21 protein-coding genes, 2 tRNA genes and 1 pseudogene are annotated in these 14,376 nt (G+C 56.1%); 15 read left to right on the top strand and 9 right to left on the bottom strand.

Annotation, left to right across the window (positions count from 1 at the left end):
- The first annotated feature begins 70 nt into the window (after window positions 1-70).
- The 7 genes from ON16_RS05210 (at window position 71) to ON16_RS05180 (ending at window position 5,278) form a co-directional block, all read left to right on the top strand.
- The gene (locus ON16_RS05210) at window positions 71-382 is read left to right on the top strand and encodes a flagellar biosynthesis anti-sigma factor FlgM (RefSeq protein WP_051131548.1); all 312 of its coding nucleotides are present in this window, start codon (window positions 71-73) and stop codon (window positions 380-382) included.
- A 4-nt stretch (window positions 383-386) separates the two neighbouring features.
- Window positions 387-863, top strand: a complete 477-nt coding sequence (locus tag ON16_RS05205) for a flagellar export chaperone FlgN (protein ID WP_051131547.1) — start codon at window positions 387-389, stop codon at window positions 861-863.
- A gap of 31 nt (window positions 864-894) precedes the next feature.
- The gene (locus ON16_RS05200; RefSeq protein ID WP_040660095.1) at window positions 895-2,787 is read left to right on the top strand and encodes a flagellar hook-associated protein FlgK; all 1,893 of its coding nucleotides are present in this window, start codon (window positions 895-897) and stop codon (window positions 2,785-2,787) included.
- Between the two features lie 12 nt (window positions 2,788-2,799).
- Window positions 2,800-3,849, top strand: coding sequence for a flagellin family protein (locus tag ON16_RS05195; protein ID WP_040660093.1), 1,050 nt, complete (start codon window positions 2,800-2,802; stop codon window positions 3,847-3,849).
- A 92-nt stretch (window positions 3,850-3,941) separates the two neighbouring features.
- Complete coding sequence (locus ON16_RS05190) at window positions 3,942-4,553, top strand: DUF6470 family protein (RefSeq protein WP_040660091.1); 612 nt, start codon at window positions 3,942-3,944, stop codon at window positions 4,551-4,553.
- A gap of 27 nt (window positions 4,554-4,580) precedes the next feature.
- Window positions 4,581-5,033, top strand: coding sequence for a flagellar assembly protein FliW (fliW, locus tag ON16_RS05185; protein ID WP_040660089.1), 453 nt, complete (start codon window positions 4,581-4,583; stop codon window positions 5,031-5,033).
- Complete coding sequence (locus ON16_RS05180; RefSeq protein WP_040660087.1) at window positions 5,027-5,278, top strand: carbon storage regulator; 252 nt, start codon at window positions 5,027-5,029, stop codon at window positions 5,276-5,278. Before fliW ends, ON16_RS05180 begins: the two co-directional genes overlap by 7 nt.
- A gap of 433 nt (window positions 5,279-5,711) precedes the next feature.
- Here the strand turns inward: ON16_RS05180 and ON16_RS05175 are convergent, their stop codons facing one another.
- Window positions 5,712-5,954, bottom strand: a complete 243-nt coding sequence (locus tag ON16_RS05175; protein ID WP_040660085.1) for an AbrB/MazE/SpoVT family DNA-binding domain-containing protein — start codon at window positions 5,952-5,954, stop codon at window positions 5,712-5,714.
- Between the two features lie 233 nt (window positions 5,955-6,187).
- Here ON16_RS05175 and ON16_RS05170 point away from each other — a divergent pair, with 233 nt between their 5' ends.
- Together ON16_RS05170 and ON16_RS05165 are read left to right on the top strand one after the other, a co-directional pair.
- On the top strand, window positions 6,188-6,766 hold the full coding sequence (locus tag ON16_RS05170; RefSeq protein ID WP_243441771.1) for a spore maturation protein A: 579 nt from the start codon (window positions 6,188-6,190) through the stop codon (window positions 6,764-6,766).
- Window positions 6,763-7,284, top strand: a complete 522-nt coding sequence (locus ON16_RS05165; protein ID WP_040660081.1) for a spore maturation protein — start codon at window positions 6,763-6,765, stop codon at window positions 7,282-7,284. The genes ON16_RS05170 and ON16_RS05165 overlap by 4 nt, the downstream gene beginning before the upstream one ends.
- A 142-nt stretch (window positions 7,285-7,426) precedes the next feature.
- On the opposite strand, the gene ON16_RS05160 is transcribed toward ON16_RS05165, so the two are convergent.
- The 3 genes from ON16_RS05160 to ON16_RS05150 all read right to left on the bottom strand — a co-directional run bounded on the left by ON16_RS05160 (window position 7,427) and on the right by ON16_RS05150 (window position 8,799).
- Window positions 7,427-8,185 (bottom strand): XRE family transcriptional regulator, encoded by a 759-nt coding sequence (locus tag ON16_RS05160; RefSeq protein WP_040660080.1) that lies wholly within the window; start codon window positions 8,183-8,185, stop codon window positions 7,427-7,429.
- A 444-nt stretch (window positions 8,186-8,629) separates the two neighbouring features.
- A tRNA-Tyr gene (locus ON16_RS05155) sits at window positions 8,630-8,714 on the bottom strand.
- Between the two features lie 9 nt (window positions 8,715-8,723).
- A tRNA-Thr gene (locus tag ON16_RS05150) sits at window positions 8,724-8,799 on the bottom strand.
- 76 nt (window positions 8,800-8,875) lie between these two features.
- Between ON16_RS05150 and ON16_RS05145 the strand changes: the two genes are divergently transcribed.
- From ON16_RS05145 to ON16_RS05120, 6 genes are all read left to right on the top strand, one after another.
- On the top strand, window positions 8,876-9,061 hold the full coding sequence (locus ON16_RS05145; RefSeq protein WP_040660078.1) for a hypothetical protein: 186 nt from the start codon (window positions 8,876-8,878) through the stop codon (window positions 9,059-9,061).
- Entirely contained in the window at window positions 9,058-9,294 is a 237-nt protein-coding gene (locus ON16_RS05140) for a hypothetical protein (RefSeq protein WP_243441770.1), read from the top strand. Before ON16_RS05145 ends, ON16_RS05140 begins: the two co-directional genes overlap by 4 nt.
- Entirely contained in the window at window positions 9,275-9,580 is a 306-nt protein-coding gene (locus ON16_RS05135; RefSeq protein WP_040660076.1) for a sigma-70 family RNA polymerase sigma factor, read from the top strand. Before ON16_RS05140 ends, ON16_RS05135 begins: the two co-directional genes overlap by 20 nt.
- A 194-nt stretch (window positions 9,581-9,774) precedes the next feature.
- Window positions 9,775-10,662 carry a YitT family protein gene (locus ON16_RS05130; protein ID WP_040660074.1) on the top strand — a complete coding sequence of 296 codons (888 nt, stop codon included), beginning with the start codon at window positions 9,775-9,777 and terminating at the stop codon, window positions 10,660-10,662.
- Between the two features lie 13 nt (window positions 10,663-10,675).
- Window positions 10,676-11,326, top strand: a complete 651-nt coding sequence (locus ON16_RS05125) for an aspartate/glutamate racemase family protein (RefSeq protein ID WP_040660071.1) — start codon at window positions 10,676-10,678, stop codon at window positions 11,324-11,326.
- Between the two features lie 70 nt (window positions 11,327-11,396).
- A complete protein-coding gene (locus ON16_RS05120) occupies window positions 11,397-12,041 on the top strand; it encodes an HAD family hydrolase (RefSeq protein WP_040660069.1) in 645 nt (214 codons plus the stop codon).
- Between the two features lie 263 nt (window positions 12,042-12,304).
- Here ON16_RS05120 and ON16_RS05115 read toward each other — a convergent pair whose 3' ends face one another.
- From ON16_RS05115 to ON16_RS05095, 5 genes and pseudogenes are all read right to left on the bottom strand, one after another.
- Entirely contained in the window at window positions 12,305-12,835 is a 531-nt protein-coding gene (locus ON16_RS05115) for a S1 RNA-binding domain-containing protein (protein ID WP_040660066.1), read from the bottom strand.
- A 97-nt stretch (window positions 12,836-12,932) separates the two neighbouring features.
- Window positions 12,933-13,241: a septum formation initiator family protein gene (locus ON16_RS05110; RefSeq protein WP_051131545.1), complete on the bottom strand. Its 309-nt coding sequence runs from the start codon at window positions 13,239-13,241 to the stop codon at window positions 12,933-12,935.
- Window positions 13,242-13,455: 214 nt separating this feature from the next.
- Window positions 13,456-13,707, bottom strand: a pseudogene (gene yabQ, locus ON16_RS16340) (spore cortex biosynthesis protein YabQ); the annotation flags it as partial.
- 1 nt (window position 13,708) lies between these two features.
- The gene (locus tag ON16_RS05100) at window positions 13,709-13,990 is read right to left on the bottom strand and encodes a YabP/YqfC family sporulation protein (protein WP_040660064.1); all 282 of its coding nucleotides are present in this window, start codon (window positions 13,988-13,990) and stop codon (window positions 13,709-13,711) included.
- Window positions 13,991-14,060: 70 nt separating this feature from the next.
- Window positions 14,061-14,312, bottom strand: a complete 252-nt coding sequence (locus ON16_RS05095; RefSeq protein ID WP_040660063.1) for an RNA-binding S4 domain-containing protein — start codon at window positions 14,310-14,312, stop codon at window positions 14,061-14,063.
- Between the last annotated feature and the right edge of the window lie 64 nt (window positions 14,313-14,376).

Raw genomic sequence — 14,376 nt, 5'->3', positions numbered from 1 at the left:
AAAAAGTAACCGAAAAGCTACTTCAGCCAAAAAGCAATCTAAACATCTTACTAAACGAAGGAGGCGAAAAATGATGAGAATTACAACTGAGGCCGCCGGAGCGGCGGCCTACGCACAGTCCCTGTCCGGCGCGCAGAATTTTCAGACCGCTCGCGGTGTTGGAAAGAATCAGGAGTCCGGCGGCGCGTTCGATCAGGTGAATATCTCCGGTGCATCCTCCGGCGAATCCCGGTTCCAGAAGGAACTGGCCGCCCGTCTGGTGCAGGAGGTTCGCACAGCCACCACCACCGGAGACATCCAGCAGCTGCACGAACAGGTTGCCAGCGGCGCATATCGGCTGGATGCTTCGTCAATTGCCTCCGCAATGCTGCTGGGAGGTTAAGCCCATGAATGAAGTGGATTTTAAGGAATATCTCGCATTTTTGCGGGATTTGGGCGTCACGTTGGGCGAAATTACGACCGTGGAGCAGGAAAAGGCAAAGTTCGTCCGCATGGACGATCTGGATGGATTGAACGAGTGCATGAAACGAGAGCAGGCGCTGTCGATGACCCTGCGGTCCTGCGATCAAAAGCGGGACGCAATGCTGCTGCTGCTGGGTCTGGAAGGTGTTCCCCTGCGGGACTTGCTGGACCACGCGCCCCCGGAGGACCGGGAGGAGACGCGCAAGACGGTGGAGCAGCTTTGCCGGCAGTACGCGCTGTTTCGCAGCGCCTTTGAGGTGGCTCAGGACACGCTGGAGTGCAATCTGCATCAAATTGAAAAGGTACTGCATATGGAGTCTTCCGATGGCGATATGCAGCCGGGATATCAGGAAACGGCCCCGCAGCTCCCACCCCGTCTGAGGACGGATTTCAGAGCCTGACGGCCCACACTTCTAAGGCAGGGAGGAATTTATGAATATTACGACGTTTGGAGCGTTTACCACTGCCCGACTGGGAATCTACGCGGCACAAAAGTCGCTGGAGGTCACGGGGCACAATATTTCCAACATCAATACCACAGGCTATTGCCGGCAGACTGTTGATCAGGTCAGCCTGCGCGTGGGCGCGACGAACCATTATGCCTCCGCAAACGGCGGAGTCAGCGGCTCCGGTGTGCTCGTCACAGGGATGTCCCAGTTCCGGGACCCCTATTTGGATATCCGCTACCGCACTGAAAACTCCAACGTGGGTGCCATGGATACCAAACTGGCCGGCCTTGAGCAGTTGAGCGGCATTCTGGACGAGGTTGGAACTGGAGATGATGGTGAAAAGGGCGAGGGCATTCTGGCGGCCCAGTTTCAGGACCTGCGGGATCAGCTGGCGAAGCTGACCGGCGATCAGGCAACGGAGGATGAGTTTTTGACGCTGGTGCGCAGCTCCGCCGACTCTCTTGCAAAGCTGCTGAACAACTACGCCGACCGGATCAGCGAGGTGAAGAAAAATCAGGAGAGCAGCCTTAAAACCGATGTTTCCGCCGTCAACGACATTCTCAAGGGCATCCAGAATCTGAATGAGAATATCTTAAAAAGTGAAATTTACGGGGATTCTGCTCTGGAGCTGCGGGATCAGCGAAACCTGCTGATTGACAGCCTCTCCCAGTACATGAAGATCGATGTGACCTATTCGCCGGTCAGCGTGGGCGCGGGAAAGACCGTGGACAAGCTGGTTATCAAGACCTCCGGTGATAACCCGATTACGCTGGTGGACGGGAACTACGCAGGAAAACTGACCATGGGAGACGGTCTGCAAAAGAATCCCGCATTCGACTCTACTGCGGTTAACAGCGCTGCAAATCCCCGTTACCTGAAAAACGATGGCACGACTACCGACGATGCTGCGGATGCGGCAAAGCTGCCCTATGCGGTGACTATTTCCGCGCTTTCGGACAAAAGTGGTGTCGAATTGACGGGTTCTCAGCCCTACCAGTTCGGAGACACGGAGCTGTACGGCTCGCTGCAATCCAGTCGGGAGCTTTTGACCGAGTCGGGCGAGTATACCAACGCAGGTATGCTGGCCGCAGATCCGGACGCATCCACCAAACGGGGCATCCCCTACTATCAAAACGCGCTGGATTCCCTGGCACAAAAGTTTGCATCCGTGCTGAACGCGGCAAACACCGGCTATATGTATAACAGCTCGGGAAATTACGTGGATAAGGACGGCGTGGAGATTAAATTCGATATCCCGCAGGCTGACGGAACGACCGTGAAAGGCCCCCTCTCCTTCAAGGATACGCTGACAGACGCTCAGAAAACACAGCTGGAGACGGACGGCAAGGCGCTTGGCGGTGTGCTGTTCAGCAACAGCACCAAGGGCGACGATACCACAGGAATCACCGCAGCCAACATCTCCATCTCTTCCAGCTGGTCCGCCAATGCGTCGCTTCTTCAGAACTCTTTTCAGGCGTTGGACGGCAAAAATGTCGTAGGCAGCAGCGACAACCGGAACATCCTCCACATCATCGCCGAGTTTGACGGAAAGCAGGAGTACAAGCCTACCGACGTGGTCGGCAGCGCGGCGCAGGGAGATCGGTTTTTCTACGGCAGCTTTGAGGAGATGTTCACCAACGTGGAAGAAACTCTGGCGGCGGACGTGAAAAGCACCACAACGATGCTGAACAACTATTCCGTCTCGTCCACGCAGCTGAATGTCAGCCGGGAGAGCGTTGCCGGCGTGGATTTGAACGACGAGGCCATGAATTTGATGCAGTTCCAGAAGTCGTACAGCGCGGCCTGCCGCCTGATGACGACGCTGGATGAGACGCTGGATAAGCTCATCAACGGCACCGGCGTGACCGGCAGATAAGGAGGGATACCCATGATTCGAGTCACCACAAACGGGACTATGCGCGGCTACAAGTCCAGCCTGATGCGGGCAACCAACACACTGAATGCCGCACGCAACAAGGTTTTGACCCAGAGCAATTATTCCAGCTATGCGGAGGACCCCGCAGCGGCGACGCAGGCGTTCAAGCTCCGGCGTTCCTTTTCCCGTACCCATGCACAGCTGGACAGCACAAAGGCACTGAATAAAAAATTTGCCACCGCCTGCGACGCGCTGAGCAGTGTGAAGGGTGATCTGGCGGACGGGCAGGCGAAAATCTCGGCGCTGGCCGGACTGAACGATGCCAACGCCTCCGGCCGCCAGCCCTTGGGCGGAGTGCTGGAAAGCTCGGCGGAGTCCATTGTGCAGATTATGAACTCGCAGTACGGTTCGGCGTTCATCTTTGGCGGAAAGGACTCGCTGGGCGAGGCGCCGTTCCAGCTGGCAACCGCGGACGACGGAAGCCGATACATCACCTATCGCGGCGTAAATGTAAACGCTGCGGAGGGAACCGAGGATTACGCAAAACTGAAGGCCATGACGCAGGAAACCAGCTATGTGGACGTGGGCAGCGGTTTGACAGAGGTAGACGGGGAGCTGATTTCCTCCAGCGCGTTCAACGGTGCGCTGACCGGCATCAGTTTCATTGGCTACGGCGAGGACAAGGACGGGGACCCCAAAAACATGGGGTCCATCATGCTGGAGCTGTCTGATATCTTTAAGCGGTGCGATTCGGACACCGGCGCTTGGGCTTCGGATCAGGACAAGGAGGACGCCACCCGGCTGACGAAAAAGCTGACGGACGGCATCAGTGAAGTTACGAACCAGTGGACGGCACTGGACGGACGAACCTCTTACCTGACCACCAGCGAGACGCGTCTCACCGAGATGGCCGACAATCTCAACAAACAGATTCTTGGGATTGAGCAGGCGGATCTGGGTTCCGCCATCACGGACTTTTCTTGGGCGCAGTATTGCTATAACGCGGCGCTGAAGGTGGGAAACAGCATTTTGTCTCAGTCACTGATCGACTATATGAATTAATTGCAATTCATTATAGGGCGCATAAATGCGTTTTTAAAAGGTGAGAGAGCTTTTAAAGATGGCTTTTTTGAGCACGAGAAGGAGTGAAAGCAATGACCTACCCATTGATTGAAATCAAATCAGTACCAATCGAGATTGAGATGCGGGTTACCGATGCGAAATTGGAGTACAGCCGATCCGCGGTGGATATGGAAATCACCCGGGACAAGGGTGGCATGAGCATTCGGAGCAAGCCTATCCGCGTGAATCTGGATACGTTTGAAGCCCGCAACTCGGTGATGCCGACCTTGGCCACGCAGATCAGAAATAGCGCGCAGGCCGGAAAACAGGCCGCATATGAGGCGACAGCCACATATGCCCAGCAGGGGCAGCTCTTGCTGAAGGCGAAGATCGGAGAGGAATTGATTACGAAATTTGCCGCCGATGCCCAGACAAAAAATCTAAAGACCAATGTGGGCATTCGGTTTATTCCCACGCAAGGCCCCGATATTTCCTGGGACAAGGGTGAATTGAATATTCGCTATGAAATGGATAAAATGAACTTTGATTGGCGAAATCAACATGGAGATTTCAAATTTACTCCCGGGGATATCCAGATCACCGTAACGCAGCAGCCGGATGTCCTCATCAAATATGTGGGCGGAGCGCTGTATGTGCCCCCCTCTGCGGACCCCGACTACACGCCCATCGACGTGGAAGCCTGAGTCCCGCGCAAAAAGAAAGGAGACCTCATGCAGATCAGAACGAAATATTTTGGGCAGGTCACGTATGAGGCCGGCGATGTGCTCCATTTTCAAAACGGCCTGTTTGGCTTTGAGCAGGAGAAGCAGTTTTTGCTTCTCCCCTTTGCGGATGGCGGGGGGACGTTGCTGTGCTTTCAGAGCGTGGCAACGCCGGAGCTTGCTTTTGTGGCAATGAATCCGTTTTCCCTAAAACCGGACTACGCGCCGTTGCTGCAAAAGGCGGAGTTGGAATCTCTGGGGGTCGAGAAAAGTCAGGACCTGAGTTTCTATGCGCTGTGTGTGGTGCGCAGCCCCGTGTCTGAGAGTACGGTGAATCTGAAATGCCCCGTGGCGGTGAATGAGGATACCGGGGCGGCATTGCAGACGATTTTGGAGGATGGGGACTATGAGATGCGCCACCGCTTGTCGGAGTTTCGGTCGGGGGAGGCGTCGCCATGCTGATCTTACAGAGAAAGCCCGGCGAATCCCTGCTGATCGGAGACGAGATCGAGGTGACCGTGGTTTCTGTCGAGGCTGGGGGGCGGGTCCGGCTGGCAATTGACGCGCCGCGCAGCATGACCATTCTGCGCAATGAGCTGCGCAAGGCCATGGACGCGAATCAGGACGCGGCGAAGGAAGAGGCGTCTCCGCTGGCACTGCTGGATCTGCTGGAGCGGCAAAATGGCGGCGGCGCAGATTTGAAATGAGGGCGGTCTGCCCACCGCTCAGACAACGCGGCGGATGAAGCAACGCCGTGGGCAGGCTGTATTTCATGAAAACTCAATTGCAACAGCGACCCGGCGCGGCTCAGGCTGCGCCGGGTAATTTCATTTTGACGCGGCCAATTAAATTGCGGATGGGGGTTTCTTGCACACGCCTGCCGACCATCCACATACCCATTCATCGAAAGTAATGCTGGAATTCGCAAACGGCGGCGGCTGCCAACAGGGCAGCCGCCGCCGTTGCTCTGGCTGTGTAGAGAGTGCCTTGCGGCAGAGAAAGGGGACCTAAACAAGTAAAGCGATGCAGTAACTTCTTACTGCATCGCTATTATGTAAAAGGCTGAAAGCGGGAGCGCGTGTGCGAACGTTCCGTGGCAGCCGATTTCAATGCGCTGGATATGCACACAGAAGCCGCTTGTTACAGATCGTTCAGTTCACGCAGACATTTCGGGCAGACATTTTTCCCCTTGAACTGAATAACGTCCTTGTTGCTGTCGCAAAAGATGCAGCTGGGTTTGTACTTTTTGAGAATGACGGAGGCACCTTCCACATAGATTTCCAATGCATCCTTTTCAGCAATATCGAGTGTGCGTCGCATCTCAATTGGAAGAACAATACGCCCCAACTCGTCCACTTTCCGCACAATACCGGTTGATTTCATAGTTTATCTCCTTTTACGCAGTGATTTAACAAATTCTTCGGACATCTGACAATACCATAGAATGTCATAATTTGTCAATTCCTTTCGGCGTTTTTTACAAGAATTCATACTTTTTTCATATTATTGTTTTCGCTGGGAAAACAATTTTTGGCGATACAGTACAAGGATGGATTTTGCGGCGATCTTCTTTATAAAATGATGTTAAAAAAGAGAAGGAGGAAAGAAAATTGGCAATGGCAGCTTTATGGACCGGAATGGTCGTTTTATCGTTTGCGTTTGGACTGGTGAACGGGAAAATGGATGCAGTCTCCGCAGCTGCACTTGAAGGCGCTTCGAGTGCAATTCAGCTCTGCTTGTCCATGGCAGGCGTACTCTGCCTGTGGAGCGGGGTTATGGAGATTATGAACCGATGCGGAATGTCGGCAAAGCTGGCCCGTGCGTTTCGGCCGCTTTTGCAGCGGCTACTGCCCAACGCCTGCCGGGATGATGCCACGCTTTCCGCTGTATCAGCCAACGTCTCCGCGAACCTGCTGGGATTGGGAAATGCCGCCACGCCGCTGGGAATTCAGGCGGCCAGACGAATGGCGCGGGGGCAGGACGGCGTGGCCAGCGATGAGCTGTGTCTGCTGGTGGTGTTGAATACGGCATCCATCCAGCTGATTCCAGCTACCATTGCCTCTGTGCGCGCCGCTGCGGGCGCGGCCTCCCCGTTTGATATTGTACCGGCGGTATGGCTGGCATCGGTGTTGAGCGTAACGGCAGGGCTGACGGCGGCAAAAATTTTAGCACGTTTCAGTAGGAGGATCTCATGAGTCCGTCTGCAATGCTGGTGCCCGGTTTATTGGCCGCGACTGCGATCATTGCCCTGTGGCGGCGTGTGGATGTTTATGGTGCGCTCACCGCCGGAGCGGGAGAGGGGCTGACCATCCTGCTGCGCATTGCGCCGGCGCTGGTGGGACTGTTGACCGCCGTGGCCATGTTTCGGGCCTCGGGAGCCATGGACTGGCTGTCCGGGCTGTGCGCACCGCTGCTGGAGCGGCTGGGCATTCCGGCGGATCTGATGCCTTTGATGCTGATTCGCCCCATCTCCGGCAGCGGAGCGCTGGCGGTGGGCAGCGAGATTATGAAGACCTCCGGCCCGGACAGTTACGCGGGTCGCGTTGCGGCAGTCATGCTTGGCAGCACGGAGACGACGTTTTACACCATTGCCGTGTATTTTGGCGCCGCCGGAATTACGCGGACCAGACATACCATTCCGGCAGCGCTGACGGCGGATCTGATGGGGTTTGTCGGCTCGGCGCTGGCAGTGCGCATTTTCTTCGGTTCCTGAAAACACAGCGGAGTGGAAAATGCGAAATAATCACGAAATGAAAGGGACCCGGCGTGGCTTATAGCCACGCCGGGTTTTTCTTATAACAAGCACTTGCGGGTGTGTTTTCTCTGGTTTTCCGTAGCGGCCCGGTTAGGGCCGCTTATTTTTTACCCTTCCCCGGCAAAGGCAGTCTGTGCATCATAACCCGTCCGAAGGATATCAGCGTCTGTCCGCTGTCGGCAGTCAGCACCACGTCCGCGTCCGCCCGTGCCCGGTTCAGGGAAAAGAGGTATACGGTTCCCAGTGGATCCCGGTAATATTGCTTGCACAGCATCCCGCCGTCCACGCAGAAAATGCCCACGTCTCCGATTTGAAGCGGATCCCGATTGACATACACCACCGAACCATCGGCAATCCACGGGGACATGGAGTCGCCTTGAATGCGCACGGCAAATTCCGCCGCCGGGGGTACGTCTCCACTCACAGAAATATAGTCGAAATCTTCTCCGAATACCGGCGCGGCAAATCCTGCTGCGGCGGGGCTGCAATAGAGGGGTATGCGCCGTTCCTCAACCAGAGGACGGGCCATCTCGATTTCATCCCGATAGGCGCACAGCGCGCTCATGACGGAGCGGATCGTGTCTCGCCCAACGGCGGAAAGGCTGCGGTATCGGTCCAGAAGCTCCTGCTCATCGTGGGTCATAACGTTTTTCCCGCCTCGGAAATGGTCGCGGTACAGCGTGTTGGGGTCTGCTTGCAAGCAGTCAAATAAACGCAGGAGCACCTCTTCCTTCGGCGCGCTGACTCCTGTTTCATAATTGCCGATGGCCGAAACCGAGACGCCCAGCGCGTCCGCCAGTTCCCGGCGGGACATATTCAGCTGCTCCCGCCGTTCCCGCAGTCGCTCTCCAAAACTCATCTTCCGCGCCCCCCTGCAAGTTTTTCAATAAAGTTCGATACTCTTTCTTCTATATCCTACCGTGCTCGTTGGCATTTGTCAATCATAAAAACAAGAATCTTGTAAAAACACCCTTGACAAAACAATATACTTGTGATAACTTGTAACTGTTCCCAGAAATCTTGTGATGTATACCAGTATAACGCTATGGGTGCGTCAAAAGCCGCAAAAGAGATTCCAAATAATTTTTCGTTTGGAGCAGTGCCTGCAAAGCTCCAGAAAACCACCGCAAGTCCGGACGCGCGGGGTGTCTGGAAGATATGGTACAGTTGACGAGGACAAGCCCCATAGGCTGAACTGAACCCAACGGAAAGCCCGCCTGAGCAGGCGGATTGAAAAAGTGGTGAGCAAAAAAGCAGTAAAATAATCAAAAAATTGTCGCAAGCCAAACGGCTCGCGACAATGTGGTGGGAGAGGGTGGATTCGAACCACCGAAGCCGAAGGCAACAGATTTACAGTCTGCCCCATTTGACCGCTCTGGAACTCTCCCATATTCACTTGGAGCTGGTGGACGGATTCGAACCCCCGACCTGCTGATTACAAATCAGCTGCTCTACCAGCTGAGCTACACCAGCGCATCCAACAGCAAGGATTATATTAGCAGACCATCGAGACTTTGTCAACCTTATTTTTCGACAGGAGCGTGATTTTTTGAAAAGTTTTTTTCGCGGGCCGCGAAACCTGCTGTGCTGCAGTGAATGCGGAGACGGAATTTGCCGGGGAGAGTCTTATTGGCAAATCAATGGCGCGATCATCTGCGCCATGTGTTTGTCGGATTTTGCCGCGGCTGAGTTGGAGCCGTTTCGCCGTGTGCGGGGAGAGGAGAGAGAGATTTGAAGACGTTGATGGAATTGTCCGTTACTTACCGGGCCAGCGCGGAGGCGCTTTTTGGGCGCATTGCAGAGCTGCGCGAGGAGAGAAAGCGCCAGACGGACCCGGAGGCCGCCCGCCGATTAGACCGGCGGATCGCGGAACTGGAGCCGCTGCTGCGGGAGGCACGGGAACTGGCGGTGGTAACCGCCCGCTATTACGACCGGAGGTACCACAAAAATGAAAAGTATTGTTTCTAACGCCTACTCCACCCGCTCCAGTGAATGGATTGGGGACATGACCGTGTGGCTGCGAGAAAACGGGGAGGACAACCATGACCAGATGCTCCGCCTTCGCCGTCAGCTGCGGGCGGCTCGGGAGCGGGAGCTGACGCCACGCCAGCGTCAGTTTCTCACGCGGTACTTCGACGATGGTCTGAGTATGCGGGAGATTGCGGAGGAGGCGGGCGTGGATCCTTCCACCGTGTCGCGAACGCTGTCCCGGGCAAAGGCGCGGCTGCACCGGGCGCTGCAATACGCGCTGTGAGCGCTCTGGCGCAGGATATTTGAAGGAAGGCAGACCCCCGGAAAACAGAGCTTGGTTTGCCTGAATTTTCGGTACATTTTACCTGCAATCCCCCTTGTGCTTTTGCGGGACGCCACGTATAATAGCTTTGTATTGACGCATTTTAACCCTTGAGTGTTCCCGCGAGGATCAAAGGGCAATTAAGGAGGATCTTCATGATTTACACCGCGTTGCACAACCGCTGGCTGCGCCTGCTGGGCGCCGTATTCGGAGAACTTCTCTCCGCGCTGGCGCTGAATCTTTTCATTGTTCCGCTAAATCTGTATACCGGCGGCGCCATGGGCTTTTGCCAGCTCCTGCGGACACTGATGGCCCAGTATATGGGCGTGAATTTCGGCCAGTATGACGTGGCAGGTATTTTCTATTTTATCGTAAACATCCCGATTTTACTCTATGCGTGGCGGACGCTGGGCCGGGGGCTGGTGGTGCGGACCTTGATCTGCACGCTGACCTACTCCCTCTTTTATTCCCTAATCCCCGTGCCCACTGCGCCGATTATTGACGATATGCTGACTTCCTGCCTGCTCGGCGGCATCATCGCGGGTGTGGCCAGCGGAATTATTCTCACCTGTGGCTGTTCCAGCGGCGGGTTGGACGTGGTGGGGCTGTGCCTTTCAAAACGAGGCAGCAACATCACGGTGGGGCGGTTCAGCATTGGGTTCAACGCCGTGCTGTACGGCGCATGCCTGTTCCTGTTTACCCCGGAAATTGCCATTTACTCGGTTATCTACAACTATTTTACCGCCATTGTGATGGATCGGCTGCATCAGCAGAACATTTCCATGCAGGCCATGATCTTCACCAAGGAGGACGAAAAAAAGCTGTCCCAGTTTATTATTCAAAACTTTGGACGCAGCGTCACTTATTGGACGGGAACGGGCGCTTACACCGGCGAGGGCGTTCATGTGTTGTATGTGTGCCTGTCCAAATATGAGATCGAGGAACTGCGCCGCGCGGTTCACTCCTTGGACCCCCACGCGTTCGTCGTGTTCCAGTCCGGCGTTCAGGTGGACGGAAACTTCCCCCGGAATCTTGGCAACTGAGAGGCGCGGGAGGGTGAACGAGCCAATTGCTGTTTTGGCGGGGACGCCGGTGGACACCTGGATGGGTGTTGAAGTTCTGCGAAAGGCCGGCCTGACCGGAATCCCCTTCCCGGTGTCGGAGGACCCTCGGGCACAAACTGCGTTTCAGATTCTGCCCGAGGCGGAAAAACAGGCGGCCGTGGCGGAAATTTTGCGGCGCGGTATGGAGCAGGGATGCCGTAAAGCGCTGGTATACTGCAACTCCATGTCTGCCGCCGTCGATTTTTCAAGCCTTTCAAAGCAACTGCGTCTGCCGGTGGTGACACCCATGGATGTCTATCGCCGCGCGGCCGGAGCCTATCGGCGGCTTGGTGTGATTGCAGCCAACGCCCAAGGGCTGGCGGGAATCGAGCGGACGCTGCTGACCGCCAATCCGCAATTGGACCTTTACGGGGCCTGCGCGCTGCCCGCCGTGCTGTCGGTGGAGGCGGGGGAACTGCCGGAGGAACTGGTGGAACGCCATCATTTGGCGGCGCTGGCGGATTGGTTTCAAAGCTGCGGCGCGGAGAAGCTGATCCTCGGTTGTACGCATTTTCCGTATTTTAAGGCCGCTCTGGCGGCTCGGACGCGTCTCCCCCTGCTGGACCCTGATGAGGAGATGCTGAGCCTCCTGAGGGGCCTGTGAGGGCGAAAGAGGGCGAGAGAAATCCGCCGACACAGGCGGTATTACCGAAAATAGAGAAATGGAGACTACTATGAGATTGCAGGGCGCGATTTTCGACATGGATGGGACGCTTGTGGACTCTATGCAGGCATGGAAATCATTGGGGTCCAGCTTTCTCCGGCGGCAGGGGAAAGAGCCGGATGAGGACCTTGACGAAATGCTGCGGGTGATGAGCTTTCAGGAGGGGGCTGCCTACTGCGTGAGGCGGTACGGTCTGGCTCTGGAGCCGGAGGAAGTCATGCAGCTGATGCGGGCGGAGATAGAGGATTTTTACCGGTTCCGCGTTGCCCCGAAGGCAGGCGTGGAGCGGCTGCTGTCCCTGATGAAGATGGAGGGCGTGTGGATGTATGTGGCCACTGCCACCGATCATCCGCTGGTGGAAATCGCTATGGATCACGCCGGTCTGACGGATTATTTTCGTGGAATGGTCACCTGCGGCGACGCGGGCCGGGGCAAAGAGGACCCTGAGGTGTATGAGATGGCGCTGCGCCGTCTGCGCTGCCGGAAAGAGGAGACGGTGGTGTTTGAGGACGCGCTGTTTGCGCTGCGCACCGCCAAAGCCGCCGGATTTCGGACGGTGGCGGTCTATGACCCGTCGGAACCGGATCAGGATGCCATGAAGGCGGAGGCGGATTACTACATCCGCTCTTTTGAGGATTGGACTGAGCTTATCTGAGAGGCTGGATTTGAAGAGGCGCATTGCCTCAGGTTTGCGGGTGTGCGCCGCAATTCAGTAAAAAAAGGGGCCGCCAGCGAATTGAACGCCGACGGCCCAACGGGTGGGATATTGGAAAGCTTCCTCGATTATCGTACTGCAACCGGCAGGAAAATGCAAGGGGTGGAATTGGTTGGTTTTCCACTGCTTTTGGGGAAAACGGTCGAGCGAAAACTAAAAAAGAACCTGCGGCTTTTATCGTGAAAGCCGCAGGTTCTTCTTTTTTACGATTTCCGTCTTTTTCCTCCGCCGCGTTTTCCGTCCACGCTGCGGTTCAAATCGGCCATCTTTCCCTCAGATGCGGAGAGAAACTTTTTCAGCTTGTCCTCGAAGTCCACATCGCCCGAAGGTGGGATGGGCTGGGGATGAGCGGGCCGGTTTCCCGGCACCGCATGGGCCGGAGCGCCGCCCATGGGGCGCGGACCTCCCGCCGGGCGGAAGGGAGCGCTTCGCGGAGCGCCGCCCATGGGACGCGGACCTCCCGCAGAGCGGGGCGCAAAAGAGCGGTTTTCCTCCTGCGGCAGCGCCTTTTTAATAGAAAGGTTGATTTTCCCGTTTTCCGAGGCCAAAACGCGGACCTTGACGGTCTGCCCCTCTTGCAGGTAGTCATGTACGTCGTTTACGTAGCTGTTCGCAATCTCCGAGATATGTACGAGGCCGGAGCGGCCTCCCTCCAGGGCGACAAACGCGCCAAACTTCATGATGGCGGTTACCTTGCCCTCCATGATGCTCCCAACCTCAGGCTCTACTCCCATACCGTGTCCAGTTTCTCCCTTCTCAGGTTTCGTTTGTCCGCCGAAATGACCGGCGGGTATTCAAAAGACCGGCGCGGGGCAAAACGCCCCATGCCGCTCAGTTGCTCACATCGTAAAACACCCGGTCGCCCGGGGCCACAAGACCCAGCTCATCGCGGGCGATCTCCTCCATCTGACTTTGGGTGCCGCCGCCGTCGATGGCCTCTTGCAGCTTGTCGTTGCTTTGCTGCTGGCTGCGAACTTGCGCAGTCAGCTGAATCTTTTGGGCTTGGGCACTCTCCAGCTGATCCTGAAGATGGTACAGCTGCCACCCCAGCGCAGCGAGCAGCAGCAGAAGAAGGAGCTTTCCGAAAAGACCCAGCCGAATCTGCTGGCGGCTTTTTTTCTGTTTGCCTGCCTTTGCCACGACGGTTCCTCCTTTTGCCAATCTGATAACGTCGATACGCAATTTCTTTTATTGTATAGCATTTTTTTGTAAAAAGAAAGATGTTTTTAAGATGTTGGTGAATTTTTTTACCGAATTTTTTCAACCAAATCCACGGTATTTGCAGCAGATGGAGCAAAAAGGCCAAAGTATCGGCCCAAAAGTCCCAAATCGGCCGCAGGAGGTCTGAAAACAGGGAGAAAAACAGCGCCGCACCCCCAGCTGCGCCCAAAAGCACATAGATGCGCAGCTGCCCCTGTGTCCGGTTCAGGCAGAATAAAAACAGTGCCGCAGCCGCGCACAGACAATATCCGGAATCCAGCGCCCAAGCAAAGCGGGGCAGACGGAGCCGGAAGGGGCGCAGCAGATCATGGGCCACGCCCACGGAAAGCCCAAGGAGAATGGATTGGAGGAAGACTTCCAGCTGCTGGTCCACAAAGTTTCGCATATCACCCCAGCAGCCGCCGCAGCAGCCCTCCTCGGCCCGCAGAAGGCTCTTCATAGGACAAAGAATCAATCTTTCCGTCCACCTTCAGTTCTCCGCCCTCTAAGGACAGCTGCCCAATGTGCAGATCCTCGCCGGTGACAATCAGTGTTCCTGCGGCGGTGGACATTACAATCCCCGTCTCGTCGAACCGTTCCACATCCTCCACGCCGGAGACGATCAAGTGTTCCCGGCCATCCAGCTCAATGTGGTGAGCCTGCGGCATGGTATTTCCATAGTCGTTCATTTTCCGTCCCTCCCCGGTCTGCGCGCCGATTTTCCGGCGGTCACACCATTCTATGGGACGGGGCGGCGGATTATGCCCCGCCGGACACTTCGCGGTACAGACCGGCGGCATCCGCCTGCCGGACGTTCTCCGCCACCGACAGAACTTCCACCGTCACGGTGCGCACGCCAAACCGCAGAGAGATCACGTCTCCCACTTTCACGTCGTAGCTTGCACGGGCGGGCTTTCCGTTCACGCAGACCAAGCCGTTGTCGCAGGCCTCGTTTGCCACGGTGCGCCGCTTGATCAGCCGCGCTGTTTTAAGATATTTGTCCAGCCGCATAAATTGCGCCTCCTTTTAAAATCCGGCAAAATTCGCAATGGAAAAATGCGCGGGGGGACAACTG

Source organism: Oscillibacter ruminantium GH1, from assembly GCF_000307265.1.
GTDB classification, from domain to species: Bacteria; Bacillota; Clostridia; order Oscillospirales; family Oscillospiraceae; genus Oscillibacter; species Oscillibacter ruminantium.
This window is presented reverse-complemented; position numbering and strand designations above follow the sequence as displayed.